13 protein-coding genes are annotated in these 17,100 nt (G+C 73.5%); 2 read left to right on the top strand and 11 right to left on the bottom strand.

The annotated features are described in order from the left end of the window. Positions 1–140 precede the first annotated feature (140 nt). Positions 141–914 (top strand): MFS transporter, encoded by a 774-nt coding sequence (locus ACMTAK_RS26270; RefSeq protein WP_413808473.1) that lies wholly within the window; start codon positions 141–143, stop codon positions 912–914. Positions 915–1,093: 179 nt separating this feature from the next. Here ACMTAK_RS26270 and ACMTAK_RS26265 read toward each other — a convergent pair whose 3' ends face one another. The 8 genes from ACMTAK_RS26265 to ACMTAK_RS26230 form a co-directional block, all read right to left on the bottom strand. Next, positions 1,094–1,822, bottom strand: coding sequence for an ABC transporter permease subunit (locus tag ACMTAK_RS26265; RefSeq protein WP_037957473.1), 729 nt, complete (start codon positions 1,820–1,822; stop codon positions 1,094–1,096). Positions 1,823–1,837: 15 nt separating this feature from the next. After that, positions 1,838–2,764, bottom strand: coding sequence for an ABC transporter ATP-binding protein (locus tag ACMTAK_RS26260; protein WP_138914843.1), 927 nt, complete (start codon positions 2,762–2,764; stop codon positions 1,838–1,840). Further along, complete coding sequence (locus ACMTAK_RS26255) at positions 2,761–3,660, bottom strand: ABC transporter permease (RefSeq protein WP_413808472.1); 900 nt, start codon at positions 3,658–3,660, stop codon at positions 2,761–2,763. The genes ACMTAK_RS26260 and ACMTAK_RS26255 overlap by 4 nt, the downstream gene beginning before the upstream one ends. After that, a complete protein-coding gene (locus tag ACMTAK_RS26250; RefSeq protein ID WP_413808471.1) occupies positions 3,650–4,753 on the bottom strand; it encodes an ABC transporter ATP-binding protein in 1,104 nt (367 codons plus the stop codon). Before ACMTAK_RS26250 ends, ACMTAK_RS26255 begins: the two co-directional genes overlap by 11 nt. 115 nt (positions 4,754–4,868) lie before the next feature. Further along, entirely contained in the window at positions 4,869–5,432 is a 564-nt protein-coding gene (locus tag ACMTAK_RS26245; protein WP_413808470.1) for a hypothetical protein, read from the bottom strand. A 176-nt stretch (positions 5,433–5,608) separates the two neighbouring features. Beyond that, the gene (gene pspAB / locus ACMTAK_RS26240; protein ID WP_413808469.1) at positions 5,609–6,193 is read right to left on the bottom strand and encodes a PspA-associated protein PspAB; all 585 of its coding nucleotides are present in this window, start codon (positions 6,191–6,193) and stop codon (positions 5,609–5,611) included. 3 nt (positions 6,194–6,196) lie between these two features. After that, positions 6,197–7,105: a zinc metalloprotease HtpX gene (gene htpX, locus ACMTAK_RS26235; protein WP_413808468.1), complete on the bottom strand. Its 909-nt coding sequence runs from the start codon at positions 7,103–7,105 to the stop codon at positions 6,197–6,199. A gap of 200 nt (positions 7,106–7,305) precedes the next feature. Beyond that, a complete protein-coding gene (locus ACMTAK_RS26230; protein WP_413808467.1) occupies positions 7,306–8,214 on the bottom strand; it encodes an LLM class flavin-dependent oxidoreductase in 909 nt (302 codons plus the stop codon). A 220-nt stretch (positions 8,215–8,434) separates the two neighbouring features. Between ACMTAK_RS26230 and ACMTAK_RS26225 the strand changes: the two genes are divergently transcribed. Beyond that, positions 8,435–9,316, top strand: coding sequence for a Cof-type HAD-IIB family hydrolase (locus ACMTAK_RS26225; protein WP_413808466.1), 882 nt, complete (start codon positions 8,435–8,437; stop codon positions 9,314–9,316). A 116-nt stretch (positions 9,317–9,432) separates the two neighbouring features. Here ACMTAK_RS26225 and ACMTAK_RS26220 read toward each other — a convergent pair whose 3' ends face one another. From ACMTAK_RS26220 to cydD, 3 genes are all read right to left on the bottom strand, one after another. Next, the gene (locus ACMTAK_RS26220) at positions 9,433–10,266 is read right to left on the bottom strand and encodes a hypothetical protein (RefSeq protein WP_413808465.1); all 834 of its coding nucleotides are present in this window, start codon (positions 10,264–10,266) and stop codon (positions 9,433–9,435) included. A gap of 664 nt (positions 10,267–10,930) precedes the next feature. Further along, positions 10,931–12,655, bottom strand: coding sequence for a sensor histidine kinase (locus tag ACMTAK_RS26215; protein ID WP_413808464.1), 1,725 nt, complete (start codon positions 12,653–12,655; stop codon positions 10,931–10,933). A gap of 445 nt (positions 12,656–13,100) precedes the next feature. Further along, a complete protein-coding gene (cydD, locus tag ACMTAK_RS26210; protein ID WP_413808463.1) occupies positions 13,101–17,084 on the bottom strand; it encodes a thiol reductant ABC exporter subunit CydD in 3,984 nt (1,327 codons plus the stop codon). Between the last annotated feature and the right edge of the window lie 16 nt (positions 17,085–17,100).

The following is a 17,100-nucleotide window of genomic DNA, read 5'->3' as shown; positions in this document are numbered from 1 at the left end:
GGGTGGCGACCCGCCCACCGGGCTTTTCGCAGCCGAGCTGTAGCACGCGGGGATGCTGCGGTCCCGGCAGGGCGAGGGCACCTTCGTGGTCTCGCCCTGCCGAGGTCATGCGGGATGTGCGGCGCGCCGGGATCCGGGATGTGTTCTTCTTGCCACGCCCGCACACCCCCGGCCCCGAGGCCGAGCCCCTGCTCGTGGAGGCCGAGACGGATCTGCGGCCGACCCTCGAGGTGACCGCCGCGCGGCGGACCCTGCGGGCCCACCCCGCGCTTGTCCTGATCGGCATCGTGCTGGCGTCGCTCAACATGCGGGCCGCGCTCGCCGACGTTTCCCCGCTCCTCGGCGAGATCAGCGGCCACTTCGGGCCGTCCGCGACCACGGGCAGCCTGGTCACCACCATTCCGCTGATCTTCATGGGCCTTGCCTCGCCCTTCGCGCCCCGGTTCGCCCGGCGCTGGGGCACCGAGGCGGTGCTGCTGAGCGCGCTGGTGCTGCTGCTCGGCGGCATACTGCTGCGGGTGGCGCCGCCCGTCATGGCGGTCTTCGCCGGGGGGCGCCCTCGTCGGCAGCGGGATCGCGTTCCTCAATGTGCTGATGCCGGGCCTGGTCAAGCGGGGCTTCCCGCACCGGGCCGCCGGGATGACCGCGCTCTACACCACCTCGATGATCGGCGGGGCGACGGTCTCCGCCGCCTCCGCCGTGCCCCTGGAGAACGCGCTCGGCGGCTGGCGGGGTTCGCTCGCCTCGTGGTCGCCTGGGGCTATCTGCTCGCCGCGGTGGGCCCGCTGGCGCTCGGCGTGGTGCACCGGATCACCGGCGGCTGGGCGCTGCCGCTCACGCTGATGCTGGCGGTGTGCGGGGCGCTGGCGGTGCTGGGGCTGGGCCCGGGCCGCGACCGCAGGATCCGGTCCTGAGCGGCGGCCGACGCGGCCCCGCACACGCGGTGGCGGCGGCCGTCATTCCGACGGCCGCCGCCACCGCGGAGACGATCTGCGGCCGCTCCGCCGTTCGGGCGCGATGGCGACCGTAAGGCGTGCACGGACCGCTGGGCGGTCTTCGGGGGCATCACCTCGCGCCGGTGGTCACTCCGGGCTCACTCCTCCCCGGCGAGGGTCAGTGTGCGCAGCTTGCGGCCCGCGTACCAGGTCGCGGCCACGGTCACGGCCAGCAGCAGGATGACGCCGGTCGCCAGGCCGACGTCCGACGTGATCACATCGCCGTCGGCGACCTTCTGCGCGAGCGCCAGCGCCCACTGCTGCACGCTGAGCTTGCGGGCCCCGGCCACCAGGCTGCCGAAGAAGGTCTCCCAGACCAGGGCGTAGACCAGCCCCGCGATCACCGCGTGCCGGGTCACGGTGCCCAGCAGCAGGAAGACCGCGCTGTAGGCGACGGAGGCCACGGCGGCGGCGACGGCGTAGCCGACGGCCAGCTGATTCGCGTTGCCGTTCAGCACGAAGCCCGCGAGGAGGGTGGGGATCGCGGAGAAGGCGACCGTGACGCCGATCGCCACGATCAGCTTGGTGATGATGATCGTCGGCCGCTTCACCGGCTTGGCCAGCAGATAGATGACCGAGCCGTCGTCGATCTCCGGGCCGATCGCGCCCGTACCGGCGATCACGCCGATCAGCGGGACCATGGTGGCCATCGCGAAGCCGCCGAGGATCGCATCGGCCGTGTCGTCGTCCGCGCCGGTCAGCAGCCGTACGGCGAGCGAGATGATCAGCAGCAGACCGGGGAGGGTGAAAAGGATCAGCGCACGGCGGCGGCCGAGCAGGGCCCGGTAGGTGAGCCGCGCGACGGTGGGGTGGTAGAGCGAGGACATCGCTGTGGGCTCCTTTCAGGCCGCGACGAGGTAGGAGAAGACGCTCTCCAGGGACTCGTCGGAGGGCGAGACCGTGAGGAGTCGGATGCCCTGGTCACGGGCGACCCGGGGCAGCAGTTCGGTGAAGCGGGCGAAGTCCACCGCCTGGATGTGCAGCCCGCCGTCGACGCCCGTGCTCGCGTCGACCTCGATACCGGTGGTCGACGGGTCGGCGATCAGGGCGGCCGCGAGCGCGCGGTCGTCGCTGGACCGGACGAGATAGCGGTGCGGACGGTCCGTCATCAGCCGGCGGATCTTGCGGAAGTCGCCGGAGGCGGCGTGCCGCCCCGCGACGATCACCTCGATATGCGCCGCCAGCTGTTCGACCTCCTCGAGGATGTGCGAGGAGAACAGCACGGTGCGGCCCTCGGCGCCCATCCGCCGCAGCAGATCCATCAGCTGCATCCGCTGCCGGGGGTCCATGCCGTTGAACGGCTCGTCCAGGAGGAGCACCGACGGCTCGTGCACCAGCGCGGAGGCCATCTTCACGCGCTGGCGCATGCCCTTGCTGTACGTGGCGATCTTCCGGGAGCCCGCGTAGTCCATCTCGACGGTGTCGAGCGCCTTACGGGCGGCGGCGCGCGGATCGGGCAGCCCGTGCAGCTCGGCGTTGGCGATCACGAACTCGCGGCCGGTGAGGAAGTCGTACATCGCCTCCCGCTCGGGGACGATCCCGATGTGGCGGTACGCCTGCTCATTGCGCCAGATCGGGGCGCCGTCGAGGGTCACGGACCCGGTGGAGGGGGCCAGGAAGCCGCCCATCATGTTGATGAGGGTGGACTTGCCGGCGCCGTTGGGGCCGAGGAGCCCGGTGACACCGGGACCGATGTCCATGGTCACGTCGTTGACGGCCACGACGTTCCCGAACCAGCGGGAGACGTTGTCGATGGCGATCGTGGTCACAGGCCGACCTTTCGGTAGCGGCGCATCAGCAGCCCGTACGAGCCGGCGATCAGGCCGAGGAGAACGAGGACGTAGACGAGCCCGGTACCGGTGCCGGGGCCGACCCCGCCGGGGAAGGAGGAGGTGGCACCGAGGAACGCCGTCTGCACCCCGTCGATGATGGTGATCGGCGAGAACAGCCCGATCCAGCTCACCGGACCGGTGTTGCCCTGGTCCCAGGCGATGGCCTGGACGGCGGACACCGCGCCGTAGGAGATGGTCAGCAGGGCGATGACGGCGGCGACACCGAAGCCGCGGCGCGGGGTGAGCGCGGCGACGACCAGGCTGATGCCGGCGAAGAGGAGCGAGAGCAGAGCCACGGAGACCAGTCCTTGTGCGAAGCCCTTCGTCTGATCGGCGAAGTCCAGCTTGGCGAGCAGTGCCCCGGCGTAGAGGATCAGCAGGGGCGCGCCGGTGAGGATGAACAGCGCGGAGGCCATGGCGGCGAGCTTGGCCACCACGTAGTCCATCGTTTCGATGGGCCGTGAGAAGTAGAGCGGGACCGTCTTGAAGCGGAGGTCCCGGGAAACGGACTGCGGTGCCTGGGAAGCGGTGTAGAGGCCGATGACGGCCTGCAACATGATCGCGTAGCGGGTGTACTTGACGGGCAGCTCATCCGCGCTGGTCGCGATGGCCACCGCGACGATGATCGCGGCGGGCATGCACATCACGGCGAACAGCAGCATCGGCGCGACCTTGGACTTGGCCGAGCGGCCGAGGCCGTAGGCGCCGCGCAGGCTCTGGGAGAAGAGCGAGCGGCGGGCGTAGGCGCGACCGAGGCGCGGGCCCTCGTAGTGGCGGTAGCCGATGTTGTGAATGACGTCGGCGCGCTGCTGGATCACGGTCTCAGGCGGCATCGACGGCACCTCCGTTCCCGTGTGCGCTTGCGGCGGCCGGTCCGCCGGACGGCGTTGTGCCCTTCTGGGCAGCCGCGGCGGCGTTCGCGGCGTCCACGGCCTCCGCGGCGTGCGCGTCCTCGTCGTCGGACCGGAAGATCTCCGCGATGCGGTGGCGGCGCTGCTCCATGCGGACCAGGCCGAGGCCGAGGTCGGCGATGGTGTCGCGGACCGTGTCGTACGTCTCCTCGCCCGCGACGTCGACCAGCAGCACATGGTCGGAGCCGGGCGACCCGTCGGCGCCGCGGCCTGCGGGCTGCACGGTGAGCCCGGCCCGGTCGAGCGCGGTGCGCAGCGCCGTGGTGCCGTCCGGGTGGTCGGCGGTATCGGTCACCTCGACCGCGAGGGAGGCCGTGGCCTGGGTGAAGTCGCTGGTGGAGCTGGAGCGGAGCAGCTTGCCGCCGTCGATGACCACGACGTGGTCGCAGGTGCGCTCCAGTTCGCCGAGCAGATGCGAGGTGACCAGGACCGAGATGCCGAAGTCGGTGTGCACGCGGCGGATCAGCCCGAGCATCTCGTCGCGCCCGACCGGGTCCAGTCCGTTGGTCGGCTCGTCCAGCAGCACCAGGCGCGGGTCGTGCACCAGGGCCTGGGCCAGCTTGACCCGCTGCTTCATGCCCGTGGAGTAGCCGCCCATGGGGCGGTAGCGCTCCTCGTACAGCCCGACGTGGCGCAGGGTGTCGGCCGTGCGCTCGCGGGCCGCGGAGGGCGGCAGCCCGGACATGCGCGCCATGTGGACGACGAACTCGGTGGCCGAGACATCGGGCGGCAGACAGTCGTGCTCGGGCATGTAGCCGACGCTTTCGCGGATGGCGCTGCCGTCCTTCGCCACATCGAGGCCGAGCACGGAAGCGCGGCCCTCGCTGGCGGGGGACAACCCGAGCAGGATCTTGATCAGCGTGGACTTACCGGCGCCGTTGGCACCCACCAGGCCGGTGACCCCTGGTGCGATGTCGACGGACAACCGGTCGAGCGCGGTGACGCGGGGGAACCGCTTGCTCAGACTTTCGGTGGCGATCACAGTCACGTGTTCGACGGTAGTGGTGTGAGACACAGGCGGCGTCACTCCAGACGGTGGGATTCACCTCGTCCTCGGGTCTGACACGCCCGTAGGGGACAGGCCCCGACCGGAGGGGATTACCGAGGGTATCCACAGCCGGTGCGGGGGCTTATGCCCGATGTGCCGCGGGGGTCGGCCGGGACCGCGCCCATCCTGGGTACCACGCGGTGAACAGGGCCGGAAGGACGAACCCGGCGAACTGCGCCGCCAGCGCCGCCACCACGCCCAGACCGGCGGAGACGACCACGACCATGGCCGCGGCGGAGAGGGTGAAGGCGGTGGACCAGGCCCGGGTGATCACCACATTGATGTGCCGGAACGCATAGGTGTCCCACACCTCGGGCGGTGCCTGGCGCCGCGCGATACCGGTGGTGAAGGGCCGCCCGGCGGCGAGCGTCGTCCAGGCGGTGACGGCCAGCCAGCCCAGCGCCAGCGCGCCGACGTAGTCCTTGAGTCCACTGCCGGGGCGGGCGAAGGCGAAGACCGTCAGCGCGGTGAAGAAGGCCACCGTGCTGCACTCGAGGATGAGGGCGTCGGCGGCCAGGCCCGCCCGACGGGCCCGGATCAGCATCGCCGCGCCCAGCACCAGCCCGGCCAGGGCGCCCCACTGCCAGCCCAGCGTGGAGACGATCGCGAGGGCGATCCAGGGCAGGAATCCGCGCAAGTAACTCATGTGACTCTCCCCCGGGCGTCAGGTCACATTTCGTCGTGGGATGTCGAACGTAGAACGTGCCCTGCGAGCCCAGTCCTATGCCTGATGCGCTGCCCGGCCCGTGGATTCCCCTTCGGGGAGGGGGAGTTACGCGGACGACCGGCCGGAGTCGGACCTTCCGGCCGGGAACGGGAACGTCAGAGACCCGGTGCGCCCCAGACCGGGAACCAGCGGCTCAGGTCCTCCTCGATCCGCAGATCGTCCCCGAGCAGCGCCCGCATCTGGAGCTCCAGCGCGTTGTCCCGCTTCTCCGCGGCGCCCGGCAGCGGCGCGAAGGGATAGAAGGTGCCGCGCTTGTAGAGGTACACCAGCGCGAGCGAACGCCCCGCCGTGTCCTGGAAGCCGATCAGCGAGCACAGCAGCTGGGGGCCGAAGCCCCCGTCCTGGAGCAGCGAATTGACCGCGTGCAGATCGTTGACGAGCGAGGGCACGTCGTCCGGCCGCTGCCGGGCCAGCAGCCAGGTGTAGCCGTACGCGTCCTGGCTGAACTCCACGGGCACTCCGCCCCGGTCCGTGTCCGCGTCCAGTAGCTCCCGCACATCCCGCTGGAGCTGGGAGAAGGCGCCGCCCTCCACGCTCGCGAAGCAGACCGAGCCCCGGCCGGTCGGGGTGAACCCGGCCCCCGCCTCCAGGCTGACCGCGGCCCCCGGGAGCCCGAAGAGCCGGTCGAGGTCCGGGCGCACCGGTTTGCTGCGGCCCAGGATGGCGTCCAGCAGCCTCATGCCTCAGCCCCTTCCCGCCTGGCCCAGCTGGGTGGAGACGCGGGCGAGCTGGTCGAGCCGCCGCTCCAGCGTCGGATGCGAGGAGAACAGCCGGCTGACGCTCTCGCCGGAGAGCGCGGGCGCGAAGAAGAACGCGTTGTACGGCTCGACCTTGCGCAGGTCCCGGGTCGGGATCCGGGCCATCTGCCCCGTCACCTTGGTGAGCGCGGCGGCGAGCGCCGAGGGCCGCCCGGTCAGCAGCGCACCGGCCCGGTCGGCGGACAGCTCGCGATAGCGGGACAGCAGCCGGGTCAGCAGGAAGCTGATCGCGTAGACCACGGCGCTGATCAGCGGGATGAGCAGCACCGCGATGCCCATGTTGTTGTTACGGCTGCCACGGCTCAGCCCGCCCCACAGCGCCGCGCGGGTCATGATGCCCGCCAGCACGCCCAGGAAGGAGGCGATGGTCATGACCGCCACATCGCGGTGGGCCACATGCGACAGCTCATGGGCGAGCACGCCCTCCAGCTCCTCCGGCTCCAGCCGCCGCAGCAGGCCCGTGGTGGCGCACACCAGCGCGTTGCGCTGGTTGCGGCCGGTGGCGAAGGCGTTCGGCACATCGGTGTCGGCGATGGCCACCCGGGGCTTGGGCATGTCCGCGAGCGCGCACAGCCGGTCCACCGCGCCGTGCAGCTCGGGGGCCTGCTGGGGGGTGACCTCCCGGGCGCCCATGCTGAACGCCGCGATCCGGTCACTGAACCAGAACTGCGCCACGAACAGCCCTCCCGCGATGATCACGATCAGCGGCCAGGCGCCCTTGAACAGGGCGAGCAGCGCACCGATGAAGACCACATAGAGCAGCCCGATGAAGAACATCGTCGTGACCATGCGCGTGGTCAGCCCACGGTCCGGGGCATAGCGGGTATGCGGCATGCGATGCCTCCCGAGTGACGCGACACCAAAGGCTCTATACCCGATTCTGCCGCTTATCGGGCGATCCGCGCCGCGCGCCGGCGCCCTTTCTCGGGCGGACCGCTGTGTCCGGCTCCCGGGCGGACCGCTGTGTCCGGTTATCCGGCGGACCGCTGTGTCCGGCGGTCCGGCGAGCTGCTGTGTCCGGCGGTCCGGGCCGTTTACCCCGCTATCTGGGCCGCGCCCTCCATGGCGATCTTCTCGAAGACCCCGAGGTCGGCCGCGAAGATCGAATCGGGGATCGGCCAGTGCAGCACGATCTCCCCGATGCCCAGCTCGGCATGGCGTCCGGCGAAGTCCACAAAGGCGTCCACCGAGCTCAGCGGCCCTGTGCCATCCGGGGTGAAGCCGGTGAGAAAGATCTTGTCGAGGTCGCCGGCGCCCCGCCCGGCCTCCGCGCACGCCTTGCCCAGCCGGTCGATCTGGCCGCCGATGGCGGCCAGCGAATCGGCCGGGGTGCCCGTCTCGGAGACCTTCGGATCGCCCGTGGTCACCCACGCCTGGCCGTACCGCGCCGCGAGCCGCAGCCCGCGCGGACCGGTGGCGGCCACCGCGAACGGCAGCCGCGGCCGCTGCACACAGCCGGGGATGTCGCGCGCCTCGTACGCGCTGTAGTGCGTGCCCTGGTACGTCACCGCGTCCTGCGTCAGCAGCCGGTCGAGCAGCTCGACGAACTCGCCGAACCGGTCCGCCCGCTCCCGGGGCGACCACGGCTCCTCGCCGCCGCGCAGCAGCGTCGTCGCGTCGAAGCCGGAGCCGCCCGCGCCGATGCCGAGGGTGATCCGCCCACCGGACACGTCGTCCAGCGTGATCAGCTCCTTGGCCAGCGTCACCGGATGCCGGAAGTTCGGGGAGGTGACGAGGGTGCCCAGGCGCAGCCGCGAGGTCGCCGCGGCGGCCGCCGTCAGCGTGGGGACCGCCCCGAACCAGGGGCCGTCGCGGAAGCTGCGCCAGGACAGGTGGTCATAGGTGTACGCGGCGTGGAAACCCAGCTCCTCGGCGCGCTGCCATGTCTTCCGGCCGCCCTCGGACCAGCGGTGGATGGGCAGGATCACGGTGCTCACTCGCATACCGCGAGCCTAAGCGGTGGGTGCGACAACGCCGTGCCGAGCCGTCCGAGACGTACCGGCCCGTCCGAGACGCACTGACCCGTACCCGGCTATACCGGTCTGTACCGGGCTGTACCGGCCCGTACCGACGAGACGCCCGGACGAGCCCACCGGAACAAGCGCACCCGAGCAGGCTCACCCGAGCACCGTGCCCTCATCGATGAGTGGCATATGCGGGAGGATGGTTGCCGTGACTCCTGCGACCGACCGGCCGAAGACCCCGGCCCCAGAGCGTTTCCGCCCCGTCCCGGCCCGGCCCCGGCTGATCGCCACCGACCTCGACGGCACCCTGCTGCGGGACGACAAGACGGTCTCCGACCGCACCGTGTCGGCGCTCGCGGCGGCCGAGCGTGCGGGCATCGAGGTGTTCTTCGTCACCGGCCGCCCGGCCCGCTGGATGGACGTCGTCAGCGCCCATGTGCACGGCCACGGCCTGGCGATCTGCGCCAACGGCGCCGCCGTGGTCGATCTGCACCAGGGCGGGCTGCCGGTCGAGGTCCGTCCGCTCGCCACGGACCGGGCCCTCGCCATCGTGGAGGCGCTGCGCGAGGCGGCCCCGGGCACGTCCTTCGCGGTCGAACGCAGCGGCGGGATCTTCTACGAACCGCAGTACCCGCCCTTCCACCTCGACCCGGGCGCGATCGTCGCCCCCGCCGAGAAACTGCTCCACGACGGATTCGCGCACGCCGACATGCCGGTCCTCAAACTGCTCGCCCACCACCCCGAGCTGGCGCCCGACGACTTCCTCCAGCTGGCCCGCTCGGTCGCCGGGGCCCACGGCGACTTCACCCGCTCCAGCCCGTCCGCCCTGCTGGAGGTCAGCGGTCTCGGGGTCAGCAAGGCCAGCACCCTGGCCCGGTGCTGTGCCGAGCGCGGGATCTCGGCCTCGGAGGTCGTGGCGTTCGGGGACATGCCCAACGACCTGGAGATGCTGATGTGGGCGGGCACCTCGTACGCGATGGCCAACGCCCACCCGGAGGTGCTCGCCGCGACCACCCACCGCACGGGCGCCAACACCGAGGACGGCGTCGCCGTCGTCATAGAGCGAATCCTGGCCGGATAACCGGACGACGACACGGAACCGCCCCCGCCCCCGGCACCTGACACCTGACACCGCGAACGCCCCCGGCCGAGAGCCGGGGGGGTTCGGGTCCGACCGGAGTCGGCTCACCAGTCGGCTTACCAGAAAATGACGGCGTACCCGTTGCCGCCCGCGGCGCCATTGCCGCCCGCGCCTCCCGGAGCGGTGCCGCCGCCGGCGCCCCCGCCGGCGCCGCCGTTGCCGCCCTCACTGGTGTTCGTCGGGGGCAGTTCCACGATGCCGTCGACCGCGTCGCCGCCCTCGCCGCCGAGGACGCCGGACTCGCCGTTCTCACCGGTCCGGTTGACCACATAGATGCTGTTGCAGCTACTGCCGGTGCCGCCGGTGCCCGCCGTGCCCGGAGTGCCCGGGGCGGTCGTGGCGCCGCCACCGCCACCGCCACCGCCACCGCCCGTGGCGGTGAGCTGGGTCCCGCTGGTGGAGGCCAGGGTCGTCGAGGTGCCGTTACCGCCGGTCGTACCCGCGGTGCCGGTCGTGGTGCCACCGGGACCGCCGGTACCGACGGTCCCGCCGGTACCCAGGTCCACCGTGTAGGTGGCGAACGGCGCCACCGGGATGACGCACCAGGTGAAGCCGCCGGACCCACCACCACCGCCGGGCCCACCCACGTTGGTGCTGCTACCACCGCCACCTCCACCGCCGCCACCGCCCGCACCCCATGCCTGGATGTGCACCGAGGTGACCCCCGGGGGCGGCGTGAAGGTGCCGTCCGCGGTGAACTCCTGCACCCCGTGGAGGACGGTCGGAGGCTTCGGAGGCTTGGGACGGCCGAGCCCCGTGGGGTCATCCGCTTGCGCCGCGGGAGACATGGTCAGCATCTGGCTGGAGATGGCGGCGACTGCCGCGACGGAGGCGAACAGAACCCGGCGCCGCGTCCGGGATCGCTTGGGAGTGGGACTCTGGCTGTTCACGTCATGACTTCCTTCCCCGCGGTCGGGCCAACATCTGTCGCGGAGTGCGATGGGATACGAAGGACCGAACGGCCCGCGAGCCTCATCCCACCGTCGGCCACTACGACCCGCACTCTGACGAGGCGCTAGTTGGCCCGCGTAGGTGAGCCGTTGGGCCGGCCGGGCGACAACCCCCGCCCCACGGCGCGCTGTCACCGGCCCAGCACCCGCCGACCCTTGGCTCGGCCACCGGCCGGTCAAGCCCGCGGCTCGGCAGCGGCGCCAGAGGCACCTTCGCTCGGCAGCGACCCCACAGCCGCCTTCACTCGGCAACAGCGCCTCAGGCACCTTCGCTCGACGACAGCCCCACGGCCACCTTCGCTCGGCAGCAGCGCCTCACGTCCCCACCCGGCCAGCGGCGGTGAGAGCCCCGGCCCCGGCAGTGGCCGCTCGGGGCTTCCTGCCCAGCAGCGGCGCCCCACCCGACAGCGGCCCGCCAGGCGGCTTCATCCGGCAACGACACTCCAGGCCCGGTGGCCCGGCCGACGGCTGTCAGGCCCCTCCGCCCGACGGCGGCCCGTGAGGCTCCCTCATCCGGCAACGGCGCCTCAAGCCCCGGGCTCGACCCGGGGCTCGCCCCCGGCTCGGCAGTTGCCCTCGGGCGCCCTCACCCGGCAGCAGCGCCTCAGGCGTCCTCGCTCGGCAGGGGTGCCTCCCACACCACTGCCGTGCCGCGGCCGTCCTCTCCGAGGCCGGGGCCGAAGATGCTCGATCCGCCCAGCGCCTCGGCCCGCCGTGCCAGGTTGGCCAGACCGCTGCGCCGCCCGTCCGCGGGCACGCCCACCCCGTCGTCCGCGACCGTCAGCCGGACCGCCGGCCGTCCGTCCGCGAGCCGGGCGGTGGCGTCCACGACCACCTGGATCCGCTCGGCCCGGGCATGCCGGAAGGCGTTGGACAGCGACTCGCGCAGTGCCGCGACGAGATGGGCGCCGGTCAAGGACACGACCAGGTCGTCCACCGGACCCACGAAGGTCAGCGACGGCTGGAAGCCCAGCGGCACGGCGGCGGCCCTGACCTCCCGCAGCACCCGGCCGCGCAGTCCGGGCGGCGTCTCAGGCGGGGTCTGCTGCAACGCGAAGACCGCCATCCGTACCTCCTGGATGGTGGCGCCCAGTTCCTCGACGGCCCGCTCGATCCGCTCCCGCACCTCCGGCGCGTCCGACTGGCGCTCCGCGCTCTCCAGCAGCATCCCGGTCGCGAAGAGACGTTGGACGACGAGGTCGTGGAGGTCGCGGGCGATCCGGTCACGCTCCTCGAGGACCGCGAGCCGCTCCCGGTCGCGCTGCGCCTCGGCGAGCACCAGCGCGACCGCCGCCTGCGCCGCGAACTGGGCGGCCAGGGTGCGCTCGGTCGCGGTGAACGGGTCGGCGTCGCGCTCCCGCGCGGTGGCCAGCACGCCGAGCACCCGGTCCCCGCTGCTCAGCGGCACCATCATGCTCGGCCCGTAACGCCAGGGCACGCCGGTGCCGAGCAGCGGGTCGGCGGCCGGGTCCTCGATGAGGACCGGCTGCCCGGCCAGCAGTCTCGGTACGGCCGGGGAGCGGGCCGGAAGCACCGCGCCGAGCAGCCCGGACCGCTCATCGGCGGCCACCGCCACGGCCTTCAGCCCATCACCGCCGTCCTCCGGCAGCAGCACGATGCCCACCGCCGCGTCCGCGAGTTCCCGGGCCTTCTCGGCGACCACGGCCGGTCCCTCCCCGGCGCCACCGGACAGCACCGCCTGGGTCACGGCCACCGACCCCTCGATCCAGCGCTCACGCTGCCGGGTGGCCCCGTGGACGCGGGTATGGCCAATGGCGATCCCCGCCTCGGTCGCCAGCACCTCGACCAGATGCCGTTCGGAGTCGGTGAACGGACCACCGTCCCGCTTCTCGGCGAGACAGAGGACGCCGAAGATCTCCTCCCCGACGCGCAGCGGAACGGTGAGATACGCGCTCGACGGCTGGGACCGGCCCGGCGGCCGGGACCAGCCCGGCGGCCGGGACGGGCCCGGCGGCTCGGCGGCCGAGGGCGCTCCGGTGCGGCATGCGTCGGCGAGCAGCTCCGCGCACCGCTCCCGGTCGGCCCCTGTCAGGCCGTACGTGACCACATCGGCCAGGCCCTGGCCAGCGGCGGCGTCGCCCCCGGCGCGGTGCACCCCGATCGCGGCGCGGCGCGCGCCCACCAGCTCGGCCGCGGTACGGACGATCCGGTCGAGGACGGTGTGCGCGTCCGGCCCCGTGCCGAGCGAGCGCATCGCCTCCAGCAGCCGCGGCAGCCGCGCCGTGAGCTCGGTGGACAGCCCCCGCAGACCGCGGGTCGCCTCCGCGGCCGCATCCAGGGGCTCGGGGGAGGGGGCAGCGGCCGCCATGCGTCGAGCCTAATGAATGCCGCAGGTAAACGCCCTGTTGTGAGCGCTGGGCACCGTTTCCGCCGCTTCGGGGCGGCGACGCCGCGGCGGCCGTGCCGTAGGGCGGCCCACACGGGCCAGGGTCGGCCATGCGGCAGCTCATGCTCCCGTCCGGCCGCACGCCAGTGGCACCGGCGGCAGACAGCGCGGGCCCGCGGCATCCGGTGCGGGGGCGCGCATGAAGCATCGATATGCGGCGCCGCCGCGTGGCAGGGGCTTGGCCCCTGGACCCCGGGGTCTGGGGCGGCGCCCCAGTTGTGGGAAGGGGAGGGGAGCAGCCCGCCGCAGGCGTCAAGATGCGCCGGACAGCCCCCAAGCCCACGCCCGGCTGCCCAGCACCCATCAGGACTCCGCACGGAGCGCCGAACCACACATCCCGGCCCCGCAAAGCTCCGCCGGGCAAGCCCTAACCCACGCCCGGCTGCCCAGCACCCACCAGGACTCCGCCCTCCACCGCCTCGCGTTCCAGCATCCGACGGAATGGGCCGTCGGCCGAGGCCAGTTCCTCGTACGTTCCGCGCTGGACGGTGCGACCGCCGTCGAGGACGATCACCTCGTCCACCGCGTCCAGGCCCGCCAGGCGGTGGGTGATCAGGACGGTGGTGCGCCCCTGGGTCGCCGACAGCAGGTCGGCCGTCAGGGCGTCGGCCGTGGGCAGGTCCAGGTGCTCGGCGGGCTCGTCCAGGACCAGCACCGGGAAGTCCGCCAGCAGCGCGCGGGCCAGCGCCAGCCGCTGCCGCTGGCCGCCGGAGAGCCGTGCCCCCTGCTCACCGACGAGCGTGTCCAGGCCGTCCGGCAGTCCGTCCACCCAGTCCAGCAGCCGGGCCGCGGCCAGTGCCGCGCGCAGCTCGTCATCGCTCGCGCCGGGGCGCGCCAGCCGCAGGTTCTCGCGCAGCGAGCTGTCGAACACATGGGCGTCCTGGGCGCAGAGGCCGACCAGCCGCCGCACCGCGTCCCCGTCCAGGGCGGCGGCGTTCCGACCCGCCAGGGTGTATGTGCCGCCCTCGGTGTCCAGGAAGCGGAGCAGCACCTGGGCGAGGGTGGTCTTGCCCGCCCCCGACGTTCCGACGACCGCGACCCGACGGCCCGGGCGCAGCTCCAGCCCGAACCCGTCCAGGGCGGGGACGTACTGCCCCGGGTGGCGGGCGGTGATCCCGCGCAGCACCAGCGGATACGGCGCACTCGGCACCTCCTCGCGCGCCACCTCCTCACGTCCCGCCTCATCGGGCTCGCGCACCGGAATCGGCTCGTCCAGCACCTCGTACACCCGCTCCGCGGCCCGCCGCACCCGCTGCCGGTGCTGCACCGCGAGCGGCAGCCCCGCGACGGCCTCGAAGGCGGCGAGCGGGGTCAGCACCACGACCGCCAGCCATACCCCGTGGATGCGGCCGTCCGCCACGGCCGGGACTCCGACCCACGCCGCGGCCGCCACGGTAAGACCGCAGACCAGTGCGGACAGCCCGGCGCCCGTACCGGCGGCGGCCGCCGTCCTCCGGGCGATCCGGGTGAGCACCGCGTCGGCCCGGCGGACCGCGTCCAGCCGGCGCGGCAGCGCGCCCGCGACGGTCAACTCGGCGGTCCCCGCGAGCAGGTCCACGACCTGCGCCGACAGGGCACCGCGCGCGGGTGCCAGCCGCCGCTCCGCGCGCCGCGCGAGCGCCCCGGACACGGCGGGCACCACGACCCCCGCCACCAGCAGCCCCGCCGCCAGCACGGCCCCGGCCTCGGGCAGCACCCAGGTGAGGAAGCCCACCGAGGCCGCGCCGACGGTCAGCGCGGTGCCGACGGGCAGCAGCCAGCGCAGAAAGTAGTCCTGCACGGTGTCCACATCGGCCACCAGCCGGGAGAGCAGATCGCCGCGGCGCGTCCGGCCGAGCCCGGCGGGCGCCAGCCGCTCCAGCCTCCGGTAGACGGCGACCCGCAGCTCGGCCAGCACCCGCAGCACGGCGTCGTGCGAGACCAGGCGCTCGGCGTAGCGGAAGACGGCCCGGCCGATCCCGAACGCCCGGGTCGCGGTGACCGCCACCATCAGATAGAGCACGGGCGGCTGCTGCGCGGCCCGCGAGATCAGCCATCCGGACACGGCCATCAGCCCGACCGCACTCAGCAGGGCGAGGCTCCCGAGCAACAACGCCAGCCCGAACCGCCCCCGCCCCCCACGCGCGGCACCCCGCACCCGCGCCAAGGCACCCCGGCGGGGGCGGGCGCGGGTGGCCGAGCCGTGCGACGCGGCCGCGCCGTGCGGCGCTACGGGGCCACCCGACGCGCTCAGGCCCGTGCCGTCCGGCCCGGGCCATATCTCGCTCAGCCGCCGATCCGGTCCGGTGTCCGCCGTCGGCTCGTCCGCGCCCGCAGACGCCTCCGGCGCGGACGCACGCGCCTGTGCGCGCGGGCGCCCGGCCGCGCGCGCGACATCCACCACCGACGCGGGCAGATCCACGGGCAGCGGGGGCGCCCCACCAGAACCGGCGGCCCCGGAGCCGGACCGCGCCTCCGCGTCCGGCGCGGATACGTCCGCCTCCGCACCCGGATCCCCGTCCGCACACGCGACGGACAGGCGGACGCCGTCCCCACGAGAGGCGCCGTCCCCGCGAGAGTCGGGCCGGAGAGCGACCGTCGGCCCGGGGCGTACGCCGCCCGCCGCCGACGCGCGCTCAACCGCGGGCAGAGCGGCCGGCCCACCAGGGGCAGCAGCCCCAGAGCCCCGGCCCGGCCCCGGCAATCGCAGCATCCGGTCCGCCAGCGGCTGCAGTGCCGGGCGGTGGACGACCAGGAGGACCGTGCGGCCCTCGGCGAGCCGACGCACCGCCCCGACGACGGACGCCTCCGTCTCGCCGTCCAGGTTCGCCGTCGGCTCGTCCAGGAGCAGCACCGGGCGGTCGGCCAGGAAGGCGCGGGCGAGGGCGATCCGTTGGCGTTGGCCCGCGGAGAGTCCGGCGCCCATCTCACCCAGCCGGGTCTCGAGCCCGTCCGGCAGCGCGGAGACGAAACGCAGCGCGTCCGCGTCGCGGAGCGCGGTGCGTACCGCCTCGTCGTCGGCGTCCGGCCGGGCCAGCCGGACGTTCTCCGCGATCGTCCCGGCAAAGAGGTACGGGCGCTGGGGCACCCAGGCGATCTGGCGCCGCCAGCTCTCCGGGTCCAGGGAGGCCAGGTCCCGGTCCCCGATCAGCACCCGGCCCTCGTGCGGTGCGGCGAAGCCCAGCACGGCGTTCAGCAGGGTCGACTTCCCGGCGCCGCTGGGGCCCACGACGGCGACCGTCTCCCCCGGGCGGATCTCGAAGGAGGTCCGGGCGAGGGACGGTTCGATGCGCCCGGGGTGGCGGACCACCAGGCCGTCCAGCGCCAGCGCGGCACCCCGGGCGTCGGGCGCGGGCGCGGCGCCCGCCCCAGAGAGCGCGCCGCCCGCCCCCGAAAGCGCGCCGCCCGCCCCAGAAGGCTCGCGCTCCAGCACCGCGAACACCTCGTCCGCCGCCGTCAGCCCCTCTGCCGCCGCGTGGTACTGCGCGCCCACCTGCCGCAGCGGCAGATACGCCTCGGGGGCGAGCACCAGCACCACCAGCCCGGTGAAGAGGTCCATCTCGCCGTGCACCAGCCGCATTCCGATGTCGACCGCGACCAGCGCGACCGACACCGTGGAGAGCAGTTCCAGGGCCAGGGAGGACAGAAAGGCCAGCCGCAGCGTCTTGAGTGTGGCCCGCCGGTAGTCGCCCGTGATCGCACGGATCGAGGCGGCCTGGGCCTTGGCCCGCCCGAAGACCTTCAGGGTGGGCAGCCCGGCCACGACATCGAGGAAGTGCCCGGACAGCCGGGACAGCAGCCGCCACTGACGGTCCATCCGGGACTGGGTGGCCCAGCCGATGAGCATCATGAACAGCGGAATCAGCGGCAGCGTGGCGACGATGATCAGTGCGGAGATCCAGTCCGCGGTGACGATCCGGGCGAGCACGGCCACCGGCACCACCACGGCCAGCCCCAATTGGGGCAGATAGCGCGCGAAGTAGTCGTCCAGCGCGTCGACGCCCCGGGTGGCGAGGGTGGTGAGTTCACCGGTCCGCTGGGAGTCCAGCCAGCTCGGCCCGAGCCGTACGGCCCGCTCCAGCAGCCGCAGCCGCAGCTCCGACTTGACCGCCGCACCGGCCCGGTGGGCGGCCAGCTCGGTCAGCCAGGAGACGACCGCCCGGCCGACGGCGACCAGCGCCAGCAGCCCCAGCGGAAGCGTCAGCGCCGTCACGCCGTCGCCCCGCTGGAAGGCACCCACCACGATCTCGGCGATCAGCATCGCCTGCGCGATGACCAGTCCGGCCCCGGCCAGGCCCAACGCCACCGAGGCGGCGAGGAAGAAGCGGGTGGCCCGTGCGTACCGCAGCAGTCTGGGGTCGATTGGTTTCACGTGAAACACCGCACCC

The organism is Streptomyces lacaronensis (assembly GCF_047337785.1).
Classification (GTDB): Bacteria; Actinomycetota; Actinomycetes; order Streptomycetales; family Streptomycetaceae; genus Streptomyces; species Streptomyces lycopersici.
The sequence above is the reverse complement of the archived record's forward strand: the minus strand, read 5'-3'. Positions and strand labels throughout refer to the sequence as shown.

Excerpts from the sequence above, each read along its gene's own strand:
- ACMTAK_RS26245 (WP_413808470.1), bottom strand. The coding sequence starts at position 5,432 with ATGAGTTACTTGCGCGGATTCCTGCCCTGGATCGCCCTCGCGATCGTC.
- ACMTAK_RS26215 (WP_413808464.1), bottom strand. The coding sequence starts at position 12,655 with ATGGCGGCCGCTGCCCCCTCCCCCGAGCCCCTGGATGCGGCCGCGGAG.
- ACMTAK_RS26230 (WP_413808467.1), bottom strand. The coding sequence starts at position 8,214 with ATGCGAGTGAGCACCGTGATCCTGCCCATCCACCGCTGGTCCGAGGGC.
- pspAB (WP_413808469.1), bottom strand. The coding sequence starts at position 6,193 with ATGAGGCTGCTGGACGCCATCCTGGGCCGCAGCAAACCGGTGCGCCCG.
- ACMTAK_RS26255 (WP_413808472.1), bottom strand. The coding sequence starts at position 3,660 with ATGCCGCCTGAGACCGTGATCCAGCAGCGCGCCGACGTCATTCACAAC.
- ACMTAK_RS26265 (WP_037957473.1), bottom strand. The coding sequence starts at position 1,822 with ATGTCCTCGCTCTACCACCCCACCGTCGCGCGGCTCACCTACCGGGCC.
- htpX (WP_413808468.1), bottom strand. The coding sequence starts at position 7,105 with ATGCCGCATACCCGCTATGCCCCGGACCGTGGGCTGACCACGCGCATG.
- ACMTAK_RS26225 (WP_413808466.1), top strand. The coding sequence starts at position 8,435 with ATGGTTGCCGTGACTCCTGCGACCGACCGGCCGAAGACCCCGGCCCCA.